We start from the raw sequence: 15,365 nt of genomic DNA on the forward strand, positions 1-15,365 counted from the left end.
GCACCACACCACCGGCCTCACAACCGGATCCGAAGGCGGATCGCCTTGACCCCACCACCATAAACACCCGAGAAACTCGGACATCCACCGGGGGGGACCATCTGGCCAACGGGACCTGTTGACCGGGCTCTGTGGCCCGTTCTGTCCGGCTCACTCGCTGACGGGGAAGAAGTTACGGCACGGTGTCCGGCATGGTCAAACCGGGGGGTCCTCTTGTCGAACGGCAGGTGTCCTCGCAGGTCAACCGGCATGCGAGGACCGGCTGCACGGTTCCTGAGCGGCCCTCACAAGCGATTTCGGGGATCCCGGGACTTCTGTGACGCCGAGCACTTCGCGGCTGCGGGGCGGTGCCCGCGTGGTGTTCTCAACGGTCGGGGTCGTCGCATCGGCCCTGGATCGGGTGCCTCGACCAGGCCCGTTGCCCGGCGGAACGGCCGGATCGCCGGATCGGTAGCGCCCGGGCACCCCGGGTATCGGCGGCTCCCCGCCGTCCGCACCCCGGCACCGGGATCCCGCGGTGGCGGCGGACCGCCCGGACGGGTGGCGATCCCGCACTGAACAGGGCGGCGCCGCCGGCCCGGCCCCGGCAGCGGCTCCGTCCCGGCCGGCCGGGACGGAGCTCCGGTCGCTGCGGGTGGCCGACCGTCGGTGCCGTCACCGCATCAGGGGGGTATCCGCGCCGGGGTCCGGCGCGTTGACCGGGTGAGTGCTCCTCGCCGGCTCCCGCAGCGCGTCGGGGGCGAATGCGCGTCGCGATCCGGCGGGGAGCACTCCCCGATCTCAGCCGGCCGGCGGCCGGGCCGCGTCCACCGCGTCCCGCACCGCGGACGTCGTCGCCGGGAACACCTCGCCGACCGAGCTCAGGATCCGGCTGCCCCCGCCGAGCGCGTCGACCAGCGAGCCCACCGGGGCCAGTGCGGCCGGGTCGACCAGCGCCGGGACGACCCAGGACACCAGCCACATCACCAGCAGCGCGGCCACCCCGCCGGTGACGGCCCCGACCACCCGGTCCAGGAACGACAGCCGGGCACCGGCGAGCAGCCTGCTGACCAGGCCGCCGAGGAACCTCCCCACCAGCGAGCCCAGCAGCAGGCCGCCGAGGATGCCGAGCAGCCCCCACAGCCAGGCCGAGCCCGGGGTGGCCCCGAATCCGGCGAGCTGCGAGCCCCAGGCGGCACCGACACCGGCGCCGATGACCAGGCCGAGCAGGCTCCCGGCCCGAGCCACCCCGCCGAGCCTGCGGAACCCGCCGACCGCGGCGGCGAGCAGCACGATCAGCACGATCACGTCGAGCAGCGTCATGGGTCCTCCCCCGGCGGGCGTCCTCCGCCGCCGTTACCTGACCGACAGTGCCCGGCGGACCTGAGAGCGCGCTGAGGCCCGGCCCGCCGCCGGGTTTGACCGGCCTGGCGAGGGGATATCCGGAAGAACCCCGCTCGATCAGTATCGGAGGAACTGCATGCCATCGCTCGGGTCCGACCCGCGTCTGCTGAACGGCCTGCACCGGGTCAGCAGCGCGCTGATCGGTGTCACCCTCTGGGTGTTCGGGGGGCTCGGAATCACGAACAACCTCGACTTCTTCTCCACCACCGGCGCACCGCTGTTCGGCATGACCACCAACAACCTGCTGTCCGCGGTCTCGCTGGTGGTCGGCACCGTGCTGGTGGCGGCCGCGGTGCGCGGCGGCCGGATGGCGTCCACGGTGAGCGTGACCGTCGGCGCGCTGTTCATGCTGTCCGGCGTGGTCAACGTCCTGCTCATCGGGACGCCGTACAACGTCCTGTCGTTCCGGATGCCGAACGTCGTGTTCAGCCTGCTGGCCGGGCTGGTCCTGCTGACGCTCGGCGGCTACGGCCGGTTCACCGGACGGCTCCCGTCGGACAATCCGTACTCCGACGAGCAGCGGCATCCGGTGGACGCCGAGGGTGACGAGGATCGCGACCAGCGGCTCCCGCACGGCTCGGCGGACATCGAGGCCGCCGGGTCGCTCGCCGAGACCGAACGGCTGGTCGCCTCCGGCGGCGGCACCGACGAGCAGCGCCGCCTGCTCGCCGAGGTCGGGTCGATCCGCGATCTCGCCGAGCGGCGCCGCGCCTGGCAGGAACTCACCGGCCGGGGCAGCACACACGCGTGATCCCACGGTCCGGCCGCGCACCGTGCGGCCGGACCGTGACCTCCGGGAGGGCCGCGCGGACGGTACGATGCGGTACCCCCTTCCGAACCCGGAACACGCAACGAAAAGCAGGGAGACCGGTACCCGACGTGACGGAGATCCAGCAGACCACCGGCGGGCCGGCCCGGGTGGCCGACCCCCGGTGGACGGGTGCCCCCTGCGCCGCACTGACCGTGCGCGCCGACGGGACCGTGCTCGAGATCAACGACGCGGCGCTGGTCCTGGTGCCGACGCTGCGGACCGGTGAGCCGCTGGACCGGGTCGCGCCGTGGCTGCACAGCGCACACGTGGCCGCCGGTCCGGCCGGCTTCGCCGACGTGGTGGACGGCCGCGCCATCGAGGCCACCCCCACATCGCACGACGACGGCTCGGTCACCTGGTGGCTGGTCGACGTCACCGACGTCCGGTCGGTCCGCGACGAGCTGCGGATCGAGCAGGCCAGGGCGACCTTCCTGTCCGAGGCGTCCGCCGCGCTGCTCGGCTCGCTGAACCTGCAGCGGTGCATGGAGGTGACCGCCGGGCTCGCGGTCGACGTGCTCGCCGACGCCGCGGTCGTCCTCACCCCGGCGGGCCGCCGTCAGTACCGGGTCGTCAGCGCCGTCGCGGGCGGCGGCCCGGCGCAGTCGGCGACCACCCGGCTCGATCCGGACGAGGTGCCCGGCCTGGCCGAGGCGCTGCAGGGCTTCCCGCCCGTCCCGTCGCGCTGGATCGACCCGGCCGCCGCCCCGGCCTGGCTGGTGCCGTCCGGGATCGGCACGGCCGGCTCGATCGTCATCACCCCGCTGCCGGGCCACGGCATCCCGGCCGGTGCGCTGGTGCTGCTGCGCCGCGCCGGTTCCGGCCCGTTCAGCGAGGGCGAGGAGACGACCGCCCGCGAGTTCGCCGCCCGGTCCGGCCTGGCGATGTCCGCCGCCCGGATGTTCGCCCAGCAGGCGTCCGTCACCGAGACCCTGATGCGCGACCTGCTGCCACCGCGCCTGGAGCAGATCGCCGGCGTCGAGTTCGCCGGCGGCTACCGGCCCGCCGAGGACGGCGACCGGGTCGGCGGCGACTTCTACGACGTGCACCCCTGCGCGCCCACCGCCGACGGGGCCGCCCGGACCCTCGCCGTGCTCGGCGACGTCTGCGGCAAGGGCCTGGAGGCGGCCGTGCTGACCGGGAAGATCCGCAGCACGCTGCACGCACTGCTCCCGATGGCCGACGACCACGGCCGCCTGCTCGACCTGCTCAACGACGCCCTGCTCAGCGAGGACCACACCCGGTTCGTGACGATGGTGCTGGCGTCGGTGACCCGCGACGGGGCGGACGTCCGGCTGCGGCTCACCGCCGCGGGCCACCCGCCGCCACTGATCGTGCGGGCGGACGGCCGGGTCGAGGAGGCCGACACCCGGGGCACCCTGGTCGGGGTGCTCCCCGCCGTCGCGGCGACCACCCACGAGACCCGGCTCGCCCCGGGCCAGACCTGCCTGCTCTACACCGACGGCATCACCGAGGCCCGCGGCGGCCCGATGGGCCACGGCCAGTTCGGCGAGCAGCGCCTGCAGCGGGTGGCCGGCGAGTGCGCCGGCCTGCCCGCCGAGGCCCTCGTCGAGCGGATCCAGATGGTCGCCGCCGAGTGGGTCGGCCGCAACGCGCACGACGACATGGCCCTGCTCGCCGTCACCGCCCCCCGCGGGCGTCACCTGTCGGCGGTGGGTGGGCACGGTCGCGGCCGGTACACCGCATGAGCGGGCATCCGGATCCGGTCGTCCGATGCACCGCGCTGCTGCGGGACGCGGTGCTGCGCGGGGACGAGTACACCGCGGTCGACGTCGTCGTGGACGCCCTGCACGACGGGATCGACGCGGAGACGGTGCTGCTCGAGGTGATCGGGGTGGTGCAGGCGTCGGTCGGCGAGGACTGGGCCGCGAACCGCATCTCGGTGGCCCAGGAGCACGCCGCGACGGCCATCAACGACCGGGTGATCGGCACCCTCGCGCTGTCCACCCCCCGCAGCCCCGGCGGCCGCGGCCGGATCACCGTCGCCTGCGTCGACGGCGAGTGGCACGCGCTCCCGGCCCGGCTGCTGGCCGAGGTGCTCCGGCTGCGCGGCTTCGACGTCGACTACCTCGGTGCCCAGGTCCCGTCGGCGCACCTGATCACCCACCTGCACCGGACCGGGCCGGACGCGGTGGCGCTGTCGTCGTCGATCGCCACCCGGCTGCCGACCGCGCACGCCACGATCTCGGCCTGCCAGGCCGCGGGCGTCCCGGTGATCGTCGGCGGGGCCGCGTTCGGACCGGACGGCCGGTACGCCCGGCTGCTCGCGGCCGACGCCTGGGCGCCCGACGCGCGGGCCGCCGCGGAGACACTGGCCGGCGGCCTGCCGGCACCGGCCCGCCCGCACGCCCAGCCGACCGACGACCTGCCGCACCTGTCCGACCAGGAGTTCACCCTGGTCGACCGGAACGCGCCCGGGCTGGTCGCCGCCGTCGTCGAGGGCCTGCCCGGCCGGATCCCCGAGATGGCGCACTACGACGACGCGCAGCTGCTGCGCACCGCCGAGGACGTCCGCCACATCGTCGACTTCCTGGCCGTCGCGCTCTACACCGGCGATCCGGAGCTGTTCACCGGGTTCCTGGACTGGACGGCCTCGGTGCTGTCCGCCCGGTCGGTGCCGCCGCACGTGCTGCCCCCGGTCCTCGACCTGCTGGGCGAGGAGCTGCGCGACTTCCCCAGGGCGTCGGACCTGCTGGCGGTGGCCGCCGCCGCCCGCGACGGCGACCCGCACGGTGCCGGGAGGCCGGCATGAACGACGAACGAGGACCGGACGTGCCCCACTCCGAGCCACGACCGGGGGTCGCGCTGGTCGCGCTCTCCGGCGATCTCGACTACGACACCTCCGACGAGCTGGCCGACGCCGCCGACGCCGCGCTGCAGGCCGTCGCCGATCCGCACGAGCTCCGGCTGGACTGCGCCGGACTGGGGTTCTGCGACTCCTACGGCCTGTCGGCGCTGCTGATGCTGCGCCGGCGTACCGCGGCCGCCGGGATCGCGCTGCGCCTGGACAACCGCGGCCGCGCGCTGGACCGGCTGCTCCGCATCACCAGCACCTGGGAACACCTCACCGGCGAGCACCCGGCGGACCGCGCGGAGCGGCACGACACCTGACCGGGGCTCAGTCCCCGGCCGTCAGTGCGGGCAGGTTCGCCTCGATCGAGGCGCGATCGGGTTCCAGCCACGGCGGCAGCCGCAGCGACCGGCCGAGCTCGAGCAGCGGCTCGTCGACGGTGAAGCCGGGGCCGTCGGTGGCGAGCTCGAACAGCACGCCGCCGGGCTCCCGGAAGTAGATCGACGTGAAGTACCGCCGGTCGAGGATCTCGGTCACCTCGAGACCGCGGGCGACGAGCTCGTCGCGCCAGCGCTGCTGGGTCTCCCCGTCCGGCACCCGGAACGCGATGTGGTGCACGGTGCCGCCGGCCTGCAGCCCGCGGCCGTCCACCCCGTCCAGCACGTCCACCGCGGTCGCGGCCGGACCGTCGGCGCGGAACCGGGAGCGCGGCCCGTCGTCGCCGGCGTGGCTCATCCCGAGCTCGGTCAGCATCCGGTGGGTCGGCTCGGCGTCGGCCTCCGACACGGTCACCGCGTGCAGCCCGCGGACGGCGTGCTCGGCCGGGACGTGGCCGGAGCCGTCCCAGCCGGAACGGTGGTCGCCAGGGGCCGCGACCAGCTCGACGACCAGTCCGTCCGGGTCGCGCAGGGTCAGCACCTCCTCGTCGTCCCGGGTCACCGGCCCGTCGACCGGGACGCCCAGGCCGGCGAGCCGGCCCTGCCACCAGCCCAGCGACTCCGGCGGGACGGCGAACGAGGTCGCCGTGGTGAGCCCCGCACCGGTACGGCCCGGTCTCACGTCCGGCCACGGGAAGAAGGTGAGCAGCGTGGCCGGGTTGCCGCCGCCGTCGCCGTAGTAGAGGTGGTAGACCTGCGGCGCGTCGAAGTTGACCGTCCGCTTCACCAGCCGCAGCCCCAGCACGGTCACGTAGAAGTCCACGTTCCGCTGCGGATCACCGGCCACCGCCGTGACGTGGTGCAGGCCGTGCGGGGTGAGTTCGGTCGACATCCACCCTCCTCGTCTGGTCGTTGCCCTCACAACTACCACGGCAACCGGCGGCGCACCCGTCGGAACCGGGATCGCGGTGCCGTACATGAACCCGCGCCGAGCGGGTACCCGGATCCCATGACGACGTCCGACGCGACCCGCCGCGAGACCGGTCCGGTCCCGACGGAGCAGAGCGACACACCCGTCGACGAGACCCCCGACGGCGACGGCGTGCACCTCGCCGAGCAGCCGGTGGAACCGGACGACGAGCGTCCCGCGGCGTCCTGAGACCCGCCCTGCACACGATCACCACACGGAAGGACAGCGATCCATCATGGCCACCATCCGCTACACCGTTCCCGGACTCGAGCGGGGCGACGCCGAGCAGGTCGTCGCGCTGCTGCAGAACCGCCTGCACGCGCTCAACGACCTCCAGCTGACCCTCAAGCACGTGCACTGGAACGTGGTGGGCCCGAACTTCATCGCGGTGCACGAGATGCTCGACCCGCAGGTCGACAGCGTGCGCGGCATGGTCGACGACGTCGCCGAGCGGATCGCCACCCTCGGCGGCTCGCCGGACGGCACCCCCGGGGCGCTCGTGCGCGACCGCACCTGGGACGACTACTCGATCGGCCGGGACGAGGCGATCGCGCACCTCGGGGCGCTGGATCTCGTCTACACCGGGGTCATCACCGACCACCGCACCCAGATCGAGAAGCTGGAGACGCTCGACCCGGTCACCCAGGACATGCTGATCGCGCAGTCCGGTGAGCTGGAGCAGTTCCAGTGGTTCGTGCGCGCCCACCTGGAGAGCTCGGACGGCTCGCTGCGCTCGGCGGACTCCGGCACCGAGGCCGACGCGGCCGACGCCGCGCGCTGAGTCCCACGCGCTGAATTCCGCGCACGGCGCCTGACGCACCGGGCCCGGTTCCGCATCCGCGGGACCGGGCCCGTCCGCCTGCGCCGGGACCGTTCCCGGGCCGGGCGCCGGGACGGTTCCCGGGCCCGCGGCCCGGGGCTCAGAGCTCGCCGCGCCGGTGGGCCCAGTACAGGCAGCCGGCCGGCACCAGCACCAGCTGCACGCCGAGCACCACGGCCAGAGCCAGCACCGGCGGGAGCGCGACGATCACCAGCGCATAGAGCACGGCGACCGTCATCACCCCCAACACGAGCGGCCAGGCGAGCGGCGTCCCGGTCTGCGCTGCGGGCGGGTGCGTGTTTCCCTCGACACCGTGCAGCCGGTGCACCAGACCAGGGTCGTCGCGCAGCGTCGCTGCCGAGATCTCGTCCAACACCCGCAGCTCACGCTGGTCCAGCGGACGGGCGGGACGGTCCTCCAGCACGGCACTCCTCGTCAGACTCCGGCGCGGACGTGATGGGTCCTTGAGGGTAGGTCGCGGCGGTGGCACCGGCCACCGGACGCGCCCCCGTGCTGTGCGGATGCTCCGAGTGGACCTACAGTGCCTGCGATATGAAGCAGGGGTCTGAATCGTGACCGTGGTCGTCGTCGTGTCGATCCGAGCGGTATGGGGGTAAACGAGTTGATTCTTCGATACTTGCGGGCGCACACCAGCCCGCCCGTCTTCATCAGCTCCGCCGGTCTGGCCGTGGCCTTCGTGCTGTGGGGGGTCATTTCGCCGACATCGCTGGGGGAGGTGGCCGGGGCCGTCAACACCTGGATCACCGACACGCTCGGCTGGCTGTACATCTTCTCCGCCACCGGGTTCCTGATCTTCGTCCTGTTCCTCATGTTCTCCCGGTACGGCCGGGTGAAGCTGGGCCCATCGGACTCCACGCCGGAGTACGGGAGCACCTCGTGGTTCGCGATGCTGTTCACCGCGGGAATGGGCATCGGGCTGGTGTTCTACGCGGTGTCGGAACCGATCTCGCACTTCACCGCGCCGCCGACCGGTGAGCCGGGCTCGCCGGATGCGGCCCGCGACTCGATGCTCTACACGTTCTTCCACTGGGGCCTGCACCCGTGGGCGATCTACATCGTGCTCGGTGTGTCGCTGGGCTACTTCGCGTTCCGACGGGGCCTACCGCTGCGCCCGGCCGCCGCACTCTATCCGCTGCTCAAGGAGCGGATCAACGGCTGGCCGGGCTACCTGGTCGACGTGCTCGCCGTGTTCGGCACGCTGTTCGGCCTGGCCACCTCGCTCGGCATCGGCGCCCAGCAGGTCGGCGCCGGGCTGAACGTGCTGTTCGGCTGGGAGAACACGACGACGCTCCAGGTACTACTCATCTTGGGGATCACCGCCATCGCGATCGCCTCGCTGATGCTCGGCCTCGACAAGGGCGTCCGCCGACTGGCGCTGCTGAACCTGTGGCTCGCCTTCACCCTGATGCTGCTCGTGTTCTTCTTCGGGCCGACCCGTGACCTGCTCAACAGCCTCGCCGCGAACATGGGCAGCTACGTACAGGAGATCCCGGGGCTGAGCTTCCAGACCTTCCCGGACGGCGGCAACGGCACCGCGGCGGAGTGGCAGAGCGGCTGGACGCTCTTCTACTGGGGCTGGTGGATCTCCTGGTCGCCGTTCGTCGGCATGTTCCTGGCACGGATCTCTTACGGCCGCACCATCCGCCAGTTCGTCGCCGGCTGCCTGTTCGCACCGATCGGTGCTTCCATGGTGTGGCTGACCGTCTTCGGCAACAGCGCGCTGGAGCTCGTGCAGAACGATCCGGACCACCCGCTGGCGACGGCGGCACCGGAGACCGCGATCTACGTGCTGCTGGACCAGCTGCCGGTCGCCCAGATCCTGATCACCCTGGCGTCGATCCTGACGGTGCTCGTGGTGGTGCTGTTCTTCGCGAGCTCCTCGGACTCCGGATCACTCGTCATCGACATCCTCACCAACGGCGGCGACCCGAACCCGCGCTGGCAGCAGCGGGTGTTCTGGGCGGTGCTGGAGGGCGTGATCGCCGCGGTGCTCCTCGCCGCAGGCGCCGCGGCCGGGGCGGACGCGCTGTCCGCTCTGCAGACCGCGGCGATCGCGGCGGGTCTCCCGCTCGGCATAGTGCTGATCCTGATGGCGGTCGGTCTCTCCACTGCGCTGCGCGACGAGAAGTTCGTGGTGACACTGCCGCCGGAGCCCTCACCGCTCGACTCACTGCGCCGCAGCACCAGCAGGGCCGCGCCCGGCGACGCCGAGCAGCCGGACGAGCTGCAGCCGGAGTCCGATCCGCTGATGCGCGAGACCGCCGTCGCCGAGTTCGCCTCGTCCCCCTCGAACGGGGTGGGCGACGTCCCCGGGCGGACACCCGGATCCCGCGAAGACCGGAGTTGACCGGCCGGCGGGGCGGGAACGCGTTCCCCCGGCCTGCCGCCGTCATGCGAGGCGGTCAGGCCGGGGCGCCCGACCCCACCCACAACGCCCGGGCCAGCGAGGGGCCCCACTCCTCGTCGGTGTCGGCCCGCCCGTCGCCGGTGCGCTGCAGCCGCACCACGAACGGGCCGTCGAACGGCTTGCGCGCCGCCAGCTGCACTCGGTCGCCGAGCCGCACGTCGTGCGCGTCGAGGAAGCGCAGCACCTCGGGATCGGTGTCGTCGACCCGGACCAGCTCGCCGCCCTCGCCGAAGCGGAGATCGGGCAGCCTGCGGGCGAGCACCTCGGGCAGCTCGCCGTCCCGGCCGGGGATCGGATCGCCGTGCGGGTCGTAGCGAGGATGGCCGAGCCGGTCGTCGATCCGGTCCAGCAGGCGGTCGGAGACGGCGTGCTCCAGCGCCTCGGCTTCCTCGTGCACCTCGTCCCAGGCCAGGTCCAGCTCGGTCACCAGGAACATCTCGATCAGCCGGTGCCGCCGGACCACGGCCAGTGCGGACGCCCGGCCCACCGGGGTGAGGGTGATCCCGGCGTAGCGCGCGTGATCGACCAGCCCGGTCTCGACCAGCTTGCGCACCATCCCCGACGCCGACGGTGACGACACCTGCAGCCGCTCGGCCAGCGCGGAGATGCCCACCGAGCCTTCCCACCGCTCCCCCAGCAGGAAAATGGTCTTCAGGTAGTTCTCCACGGACTCCGAATGGCGCTCGCCGGTGGGAACCGTGTTCATGAGGCCCACGGTATCCGCCCGCAGCAGGGCCCGGGGATGAACATCTGCAACCATGCAGGCCATGAGCGACGGTCGGCCCCCGGGCAGCGCACCCGACCACGGCTCCTCCGCCCACCCGTCCGCCGACCCGCCGGTCCGCGGCTGGTGTGCCCGCTACCACGGCGCGCACACCCGCTACCGCGGCTTCCGCGACGGATTGCGGCACCGCCCGGTGGTGGACCGTTGTTGGCGCTGGAGCATCGGGGTGCTCGGCACGCTGATCGTGATCGTCGGCATCATCCTGATCCCCTACCCCGGCCCCGGCTGGCTCGTCGTGTTCACCGGGCTGGCGGTGCTGGCCTCGGAGTTCGAGGGGGCGCGCCGGCTGCTGCACTTCGCCCGCAGGCACTACGACCGGTGGAACGACTGGCAGAAGCAGCAGCACATCGTCGTCCGGCTGCTGCTGTTCGCCGCGACCGGCGCCGTGGTGCTGGTCACGCTGTGGCTGCTCGACGTGTTCGGGCTGGTGAGCCACTGGTTCGGGATCGACGCCGGCTGGCTGGACTCGCCGCTGGAGCCGTTCGCCTGAGCCGTCGGCGGCGTCAGATCCGCAGCAGCACCGACGGGTCGTCCGGCGCGCCCAGCGCGGCGGCCAGGCATAGGCCGTTCACGCAGGCCACCAACAGCGGCCGCCGCTGCGGGTCGTCGGGCACCAGCCGGACGGCGGCCGCCGCCAGCGCGTCGTCCCAGCGCCGCAGCTCGTGCGCCAGGTCCGGGCGGCGGGCGGCGAACAGCAGCAGCTCGTACTCGGCGACCGTGAGCGACAGATCGTGCCTGCTGCCCCACTCCCCGAGCACCACGACCAGCTCGGCGACGGTGCGCACACCGGCCAGCCGCTCGATGTAGCGGTCGTTGACCGTGGCCAGCGCGGACACCAGCAGCTCGTCGACCGAGGCGAAGTAGTAGAGCACCGCGCTCGGCGGCACCTGCGCCTCCGCCGCCACGGCGCGCTGGGTGACCGCGCCCGTCCCGTCCCGGCCGACCAGCCGCAGCGTCGCGTCGAGCAGCGCGCGGCGGCGGCGCTCGCCCTTGCGCAGCCGGCCGTCGGCGGGCTCAGGCATGCGCCGCCGATCCGCCCATCTCCAGCGCCAGCACGCCGCCGATGACCAGCACGATCCCGCCGACCTGCACCCAGGTCAGCGACTCGCCGAGGAACAGCACCCCGAGCAGCGCGACGATCGCGACCCCGGCCGCGGCCCACACCCCGTAGGCGACGCCGAGCGCCATCCCCCGGGTGAGCGCCTGGGCCAGCGCCCAGAACGCGAGGCCGTAGCCGGCGACGGTGACCAGTGACGGCAGCAGCCTGCTGAAACCCTGCGACGCCCGCAGCGACATGGTGGCCGTCACCTCGGCCCCGATCGCCAGTGCGAGCCATCCCCACATGTGTCCGTCCTCCCCTGTCCGGCGGTGTCCGGCCCGACGCTACCCCGGTTCTGGAGCAGATGCTCAGGTTTATCGTCCACCCGGTCGACCGACATGCATAACGATTGTCATTGGTTACTGTCGATCAACGTGACTACGCAGAGGAGCCAAGCGATCACTGCCATCGGGTTCCCGGCGCCCCGCGCGCCGCGGGACGCCGGCGGTGCCGCCATCACGACCGCCGAGCGGCTGGTCGCGCTGTGCGAGGAGCTGGAGCGGACCGACCTGCGGCCCGGTCCGGTGGTGGACGCCGCGTTCGGCGAGCTGGTGCGGCTCTGCTGCCATCCGCCGGCGGGCTGTACCGGCGCGGTCCTCGAGCGCGTGGCGGCGCACGTCGACCGGCTGCGCGGGCTGAGCTCGGAGGGCGAGGGCCTGATGGAGCAGTACTGGGCGGACCGGATAGCCGGTGCCGCCGACCCGGCCGCCGAGCTCGAACGGTTCCCCTACCTGGGGAACTATCTCGACCTGGTCCGGCTCGAGCTGGCCGCGCTGGCCGCGGTCGGGTTCGGCGTGCCGCGCCGGGCCGTGGTGCTGGGGTCCGGTCCGCTGCCGCTGACCGGGATGGTGCTCGCCGACCGGCACGGCAGCGATGTGCTGCACGTCGACCGGGACCCGGCCGCCCTCGCCGCGGGCACCGCGGTCGCCGACGCCGTCGGGATCGGCACCCGCAGCCTGGCCGCGGACCTGTCCGCGGCGGCGCTGCCCGCGGACCTGGCGGACGAGATCCGGCGCGCCGACCTGGTGCTGCTCGGCGCGCTGGTGGGTGCCGACGCCGCCGCCAAGGACGTGGTCACCGCCCGGCTGGCGGCCGCCGCGGGCCCGGGCACGGCGCTGCTCGTGCGCACCGCTGCCGGCCTGCGGACCCTGCTGTACCCGGAGCTGGGCCCGGCCGACCTGCCCGCCCTGGACGTGCTGCTGGAGGTGCATCCGCGCACCGACGTCGTGAACTCGGTCCTGGTGGCGCGCGCGCCGCGCTGAGCCGGGCCGGCGCAGCCGGATCCCGGACCGGTCGGCGTGCCGCCCCGTTCGCGTGAGGTGCACGCCGACCGGCCGCTGCTTACGATCAGCTGACGATCGTCGCGGGCGGACCCAGCGGTTCGACCTCACGTCGACGATCGGGTGGAATCGGGGTCATCATGGTCGAGCTCGAGGTGGCACAGGGCGGAGTCGGTTCCCGGACCCGGGTGCTGATCGTGGACGACGACGTGCGCATCGGGCAGGCGCTCGGGCTCGCCCTGGACGACGAGGGCTTCGATGTCGATGCGGTGCACACCGGCGAGGAGGCCCTCGCCCGGGCCGGCGCACCCGACATCGACCTGGTGCTGCTGGACCTGATGCTGCCCGGGATCGACGGGCTCACCGTCTGCCGCAGGCTGCGCGACGCGGGCGACCTGCCGATCATCATGGTGACTGCGCGGTCCGACTCCGCCGACGTCATCGCCGGGCTCGAGGCCGGCGCCGACGACTACGTGACGAAGCCGCTGGTCGCGGGCGAGCTGGCGGCCCGGATCCGGGCCCTGCTGCGGCGCCGCAGGCTGGCCCCGGCCACGCCGCGCCGGTTGCTGCTCGGCGACGTCGAACTTCGGCCCGACGAGGGCGTCGTGCTGCGCGCCGGCGATCCGGTGCACCTGACCCGCACCGAGTTCCGGCTGCTCGCCGAGCTGGCGGCGGCCGCGGGCCGGATCGTCACCCGCGACGAGCTGCTGTCCCGGGTCTGGGGCTACGAGTACCACGGCGACACCCGACTGCTGGACGTGCACGTCCGCCGGTTGCGGCGCAAGATCGAGGCCGACCCGGACCGGCCCACCGTGGTGCTCACCGTGCGCGGGGCAGGCTACAAGGCCGGCCGGGTCGAGCGCCGGCCCGAACCGGCCGTCCCGGACTCGGAGCCAGTGCCCGGTTGGCGCGGATGACCCCTCCCGGCGCGCCCCGCCGGTCGGTGCTGGACCGCCTGCCGCTGCGGCGGCTGCCGCTGCGGCACCGGATCGGGGCCGCGTTCGCGCTGGTGTCGCTGGTGGTGACCGGCCTGTTCGCCACCGTCACCTGGAACCTGGCGTCCTACTACCTGGTCGAGCAGCGGGTGGAGGGCGCGACCCGGCAGGTGGATGTGAACGTCCGGCTGGTCGAGCGGGCGATCTCCGCCAGTCCCGAGTCCGACGGGCTGGACGACCTGCTCACCGGGCTGGCCGGCACCCCGAACACCACCGTCGCCCTCCGCCACGACGGCAACTGGATCACCAGCGGCCGCGACATCAACGTCTCCGAGATGCCGAAGCCGTTGCTGGACATGGCCCGGTCCGGGATCGGCGCCCGGCAGCGGATGCTGGTCGAGGGAATGCCCAGCCTGGTCGTCGCCGCCCCGATGCCCGGCGAGACGGTGTTCGTCGAAGTCTTCCCGCTGCAGCTGCTGGACGCCAACCTGCGGTTCCTGAGCTCGGTGCTGATCATCGGTGTGGCGGTCAGCACGGTGCTCGGGCTAGGGCTCGGGCACTGGGCTGGCCGGCGGGCGCTGCAGCCCCTGACCGAGCTGACCGAGGCGGCCGGCCGGGTCGCCGGTGGCGATCTCGCCGCCCGGCTGCCGGGCAGCTCCGACGCCGAGCTCGCGCCACTGGTCGCGACCTTCAACCGGACCGCCGACGCGCTGGAGCAGCGGGTGGCCCGGGACGCGCGGTTCGCCGCCGACGTCAGCCACGAGCTGCGCTCGCCGCTGACCACGCTCGTGAACGCGGTCGCCGTGCTGCGGCGCAGGCGCTCCGAGCTGCCGCCGACCGCGCAGCAGGCGGTGGACCTGCTCGACGGCGACATCCAGCGGTTCCGCCGGATGGTGCTCGACCTGCTGGAGATTTCCCGCAGCGACACCCTGGAGCGCGAGCCGTGGGAGCTGGGCGAGCTCGTGCGCGGCATCGTCGGGGTGCGCGGCGGGACGCCGCCGGAGATCGACGCGCCGGAGCCGGTGCCCGTACGCGCGGACCGGCGCCGGATCGACCAGATCCTCGGCAACCTGCTCGACAACGCCGACGCGCACGCCGGCGGCGCCGTACGGGTCGGGGTGTCGGCGCGGGAGGGCCGCGGCCGGATCGAGGTCGACGACGCCGGGCCGGGGGTGCCCGCCGGGAAGCGGGCCGAGGTGTTCGAGCGGTTCTCCCGGGGTGCCCGGGCGGGCAGCCGCGGTGACGGCGGCGGCACCGGGCTCGGACTGTCGCTGGTGGCGGCGCACGTCCGCAGGCACGACGGATCGGTGTGGATCGAGGACCGGCCCGGCGGCGGTGCCCGGGTCGTGGTGGAGCTTCCGGGGGTGGCGGGATGAGACGCGTCGCGGTGGTGCTCACCGTCGGGCTGGCGGTCGCGCTGGGCGGGTGCGGGGTGACCCTGGAGGACGAGCCGGAGCCCTACGGTCCGGCCACGGAAGCGCCGTCGCCCGCACCGACCGTGAGCGTCCGGCCGGACGACCTGCCGGAGGACGCGCCGACCCCGTCGGCCACCCCGACCCCGACCCCCATTTCGACCCCGACGCACTCCGGAACGGCTCCGGACACCCGCCCTGACCAGGGCGGAGATGCCTGACGGTTGGCTGACGATCGCGATCGGTGTCCCCGGCCG

18 protein-coding genes are annotated in these 15,365 nt (G+C 73.6%); 12 read left to right on the top strand and 6 right to left on the bottom strand.

The annotated features are described in order from the left end of the window. Nucleotides 1-780 precede the first annotated feature (780 nt). Complete coding sequence (locus tag ACVJO7_RS30825) at nt 781-1,302, bottom strand: CvpA family protein (RefSeq protein WP_491675876.1); 522 nt, start codon at nt 1,300-1,302, stop codon at nt 781-783. Nucleotides 1,303-1,459: 157 nt separating this feature from the next. On the opposite strand from ACVJO7_RS30825, the gene ACVJO7_RS30830 reads away from it, so the two are divergent. The 4 genes from ACVJO7_RS30830 to ACVJO7_RS30845 all read left to right on the top strand — a co-directional run bounded on the left by ACVJO7_RS30830 (nt 1,460) and on the right by ACVJO7_RS30845 (nt 5,323). Beyond that, entirely contained in the window at nt 1,460-2,134 is a 675-nt protein-coding gene (locus tag ACVJO7_RS30830) for a DUF4383 domain-containing protein (RefSeq protein ID WP_491675877.1), read from the top strand. Between the two features lie 128 nt (nt 2,135-2,262). After that, nucleotides 2,263-3,900, top strand: coding sequence for a PP2C family protein-serine/threonine phosphatase (locus tag ACVJO7_RS30835; protein ID WP_491675878.1), 1,638 nt, complete (start codon nt 2,263-2,265; stop codon nt 3,898-3,900). Further along, nucleotides 3,897-4,964 (top strand): cobalamin B12-binding domain-containing protein, encoded by a 1,068-nt coding sequence (locus ACVJO7_RS30840; RefSeq protein ID WP_491675879.1) that lies wholly within the window; start codon nt 3,897-3,899, stop codon nt 4,962-4,964. Before ACVJO7_RS30835 ends, ACVJO7_RS30840 begins: the two co-directional genes overlap by 4 nt. Further along, entirely contained in the window at nt 4,961-5,323 is a 363-nt protein-coding gene (locus ACVJO7_RS30845; protein WP_358489116.1) for an STAS domain-containing protein, read from the top strand. The genes ACVJO7_RS30840 and ACVJO7_RS30845 overlap by 4 nt, the downstream gene beginning before the upstream one ends. Before the next feature lie 7 nt (nt 5,324-5,330). Here ACVJO7_RS30845 and ACVJO7_RS30850 read toward each other — a convergent pair whose 3' ends face one another. Then, nucleotides 5,331-6,272 carry a ring-cleaving dioxygenase gene (locus ACVJO7_RS30850; RefSeq protein WP_491675880.1) on the bottom strand — a complete coding sequence of 314 codons (942 nt, stop codon included), beginning with the start codon at nt 6,270-6,272 and terminating at the stop codon, nt 5,331-5,333. Between the two features lie 117 nt (nt 6,273-6,389). Here ACVJO7_RS30850 and ACVJO7_RS30855 point away from each other — a divergent pair, with 117 nt between their 5' ends. Both ACVJO7_RS30855 and ACVJO7_RS30860 read left to right on the top strand, forming a co-directional pair. Beyond that, a complete protein-coding gene (locus ACVJO7_RS30855; RefSeq protein WP_344024723.1) occupies nt 6,390-6,539 on the top strand; it encodes a hypothetical protein in 150 nt (49 codons plus the stop codon). A 46-nt stretch (nt 6,540-6,585) separates the two neighbouring features. After that, the gene (locus tag ACVJO7_RS30860; protein WP_344024725.1) at nt 6,586-7,131 is read left to right on the top strand and encodes a Dps family protein; all 546 of its coding nucleotides are present in this window, start codon (nt 6,586-6,588) and stop codon (nt 7,129-7,131) included. Nucleotides 7,132-7,270: 139 nt separating this feature from the next. On the opposite strand, the gene ACVJO7_RS30865 is transcribed toward ACVJO7_RS30860, so the two are convergent. Further along, nucleotides 7,271-7,594, bottom strand: coding sequence for a DUF3040 domain-containing protein (locus tag ACVJO7_RS30865; protein WP_491675881.1), 324 nt, complete (start codon nt 7,592-7,594; stop codon nt 7,271-7,273). A 213-nt stretch (nt 7,595-7,807) separates the two neighbouring features. Between ACVJO7_RS30865 and ACVJO7_RS30870 the strand changes: the two genes are divergently transcribed. Further along, nucleotides 7,808-9,538, top strand: coding sequence for a BCCT family transporter (locus tag ACVJO7_RS30870; protein WP_491675882.1), 1,731 nt, complete (start codon nt 7,808-7,810; stop codon nt 9,536-9,538). Nucleotides 9,539-9,593: 55 nt separating this feature from the next. On the opposite strand, the gene ACVJO7_RS30875 is transcribed toward ACVJO7_RS30870, so the two are convergent. Continuing rightward, nucleotides 9,594-10,304, bottom strand: a complete 711-nt coding sequence (locus tag ACVJO7_RS30875) for a metal-dependent transcriptional regulator (protein ID WP_491675883.1) — start codon at nt 10,302-10,304, stop codon at nt 9,594-9,596. A gap of 61 nt (nt 10,305-10,365) precedes the next feature. On the opposite strand from ACVJO7_RS30875, the gene ACVJO7_RS30880 reads away from it, so the two are divergent. Beyond that, entirely contained in the window at nt 10,366-10,872 is a 507-nt protein-coding gene (locus ACVJO7_RS30880) for a TIGR02611 family protein (RefSeq protein WP_491675884.1), read from the top strand. A gap of 13 nt (nt 10,873-10,885) precedes the next feature. Here ACVJO7_RS30880 and ACVJO7_RS30885 read toward each other — a convergent pair whose 3' ends face one another. Beyond that, nucleotides 10,886-11,404 (bottom strand): TetR/AcrR family transcriptional regulator, encoded by a 519-nt coding sequence (locus ACVJO7_RS30885; protein ID WP_491675885.1) that lies wholly within the window; start codon nt 11,402-11,404, stop codon nt 10,886-10,888. Then, nucleotides 11,397-11,726 carry a DMT family transporter gene (locus tag ACVJO7_RS30890; RefSeq protein WP_344024736.1) on the bottom strand — a complete coding sequence of 110 codons (330 nt, stop codon included), beginning with the start codon at nt 11,724-11,726 and terminating at the stop codon, nt 11,397-11,399. Before ACVJO7_RS30890 ends, ACVJO7_RS30885 begins: the two co-directional genes overlap by 8 nt. Before the next feature lie 129 nt (nt 11,727-11,855). Between ACVJO7_RS30890 and ACVJO7_RS30895 the strand changes: the two genes are divergently transcribed. The 4 genes from ACVJO7_RS30895 (at nt 11,856) to ACVJO7_RS30910 (ending at nt 15,329) form a co-directional block, all read left to right on the top strand. After that, nucleotides 11,856-12,743: a nicotianamine synthase family protein gene (locus ACVJO7_RS30895; RefSeq protein WP_491675886.1), complete on the top strand. Its 888-nt coding sequence runs from the start codon at nt 11,856-11,858 to the stop codon at nt 12,741-12,743. Between the two features lie 158 nt (nt 12,744-12,901). Then, nucleotides 12,902-13,678: a response regulator gene (locus ACVJO7_RS30900; protein ID WP_491675887.1), complete on the top strand. Its 777-nt coding sequence runs from the start codon at nt 12,902-12,904 to the stop codon at nt 13,676-13,678. Further along, on the top strand, nt 13,675-15,072 hold the full coding sequence (locus tag ACVJO7_RS30905; protein WP_491675888.1) for a sensor histidine kinase: 1,398 nt from the start codon (nt 13,675-13,677) through the stop codon (nt 15,070-15,072). The genes ACVJO7_RS30900 and ACVJO7_RS30905 overlap by 4 nt, the downstream gene beginning before the upstream one ends. Beyond that, nucleotides 15,069-15,329 (top strand): hypothetical protein, encoded by a 261-nt coding sequence (locus ACVJO7_RS30910; RefSeq protein ID WP_491675889.1) that lies wholly within the window; start codon nt 15,069-15,071, stop codon nt 15,327-15,329. Before ACVJO7_RS30905 ends, ACVJO7_RS30910 begins: the two co-directional genes overlap by 4 nt. Nucleotides 15,330-15,365 lie beyond the last annotated feature (36 nt).

It is taken from the genome of Pseudonocardia sp. DxW, from assembly GCF_058448985.1.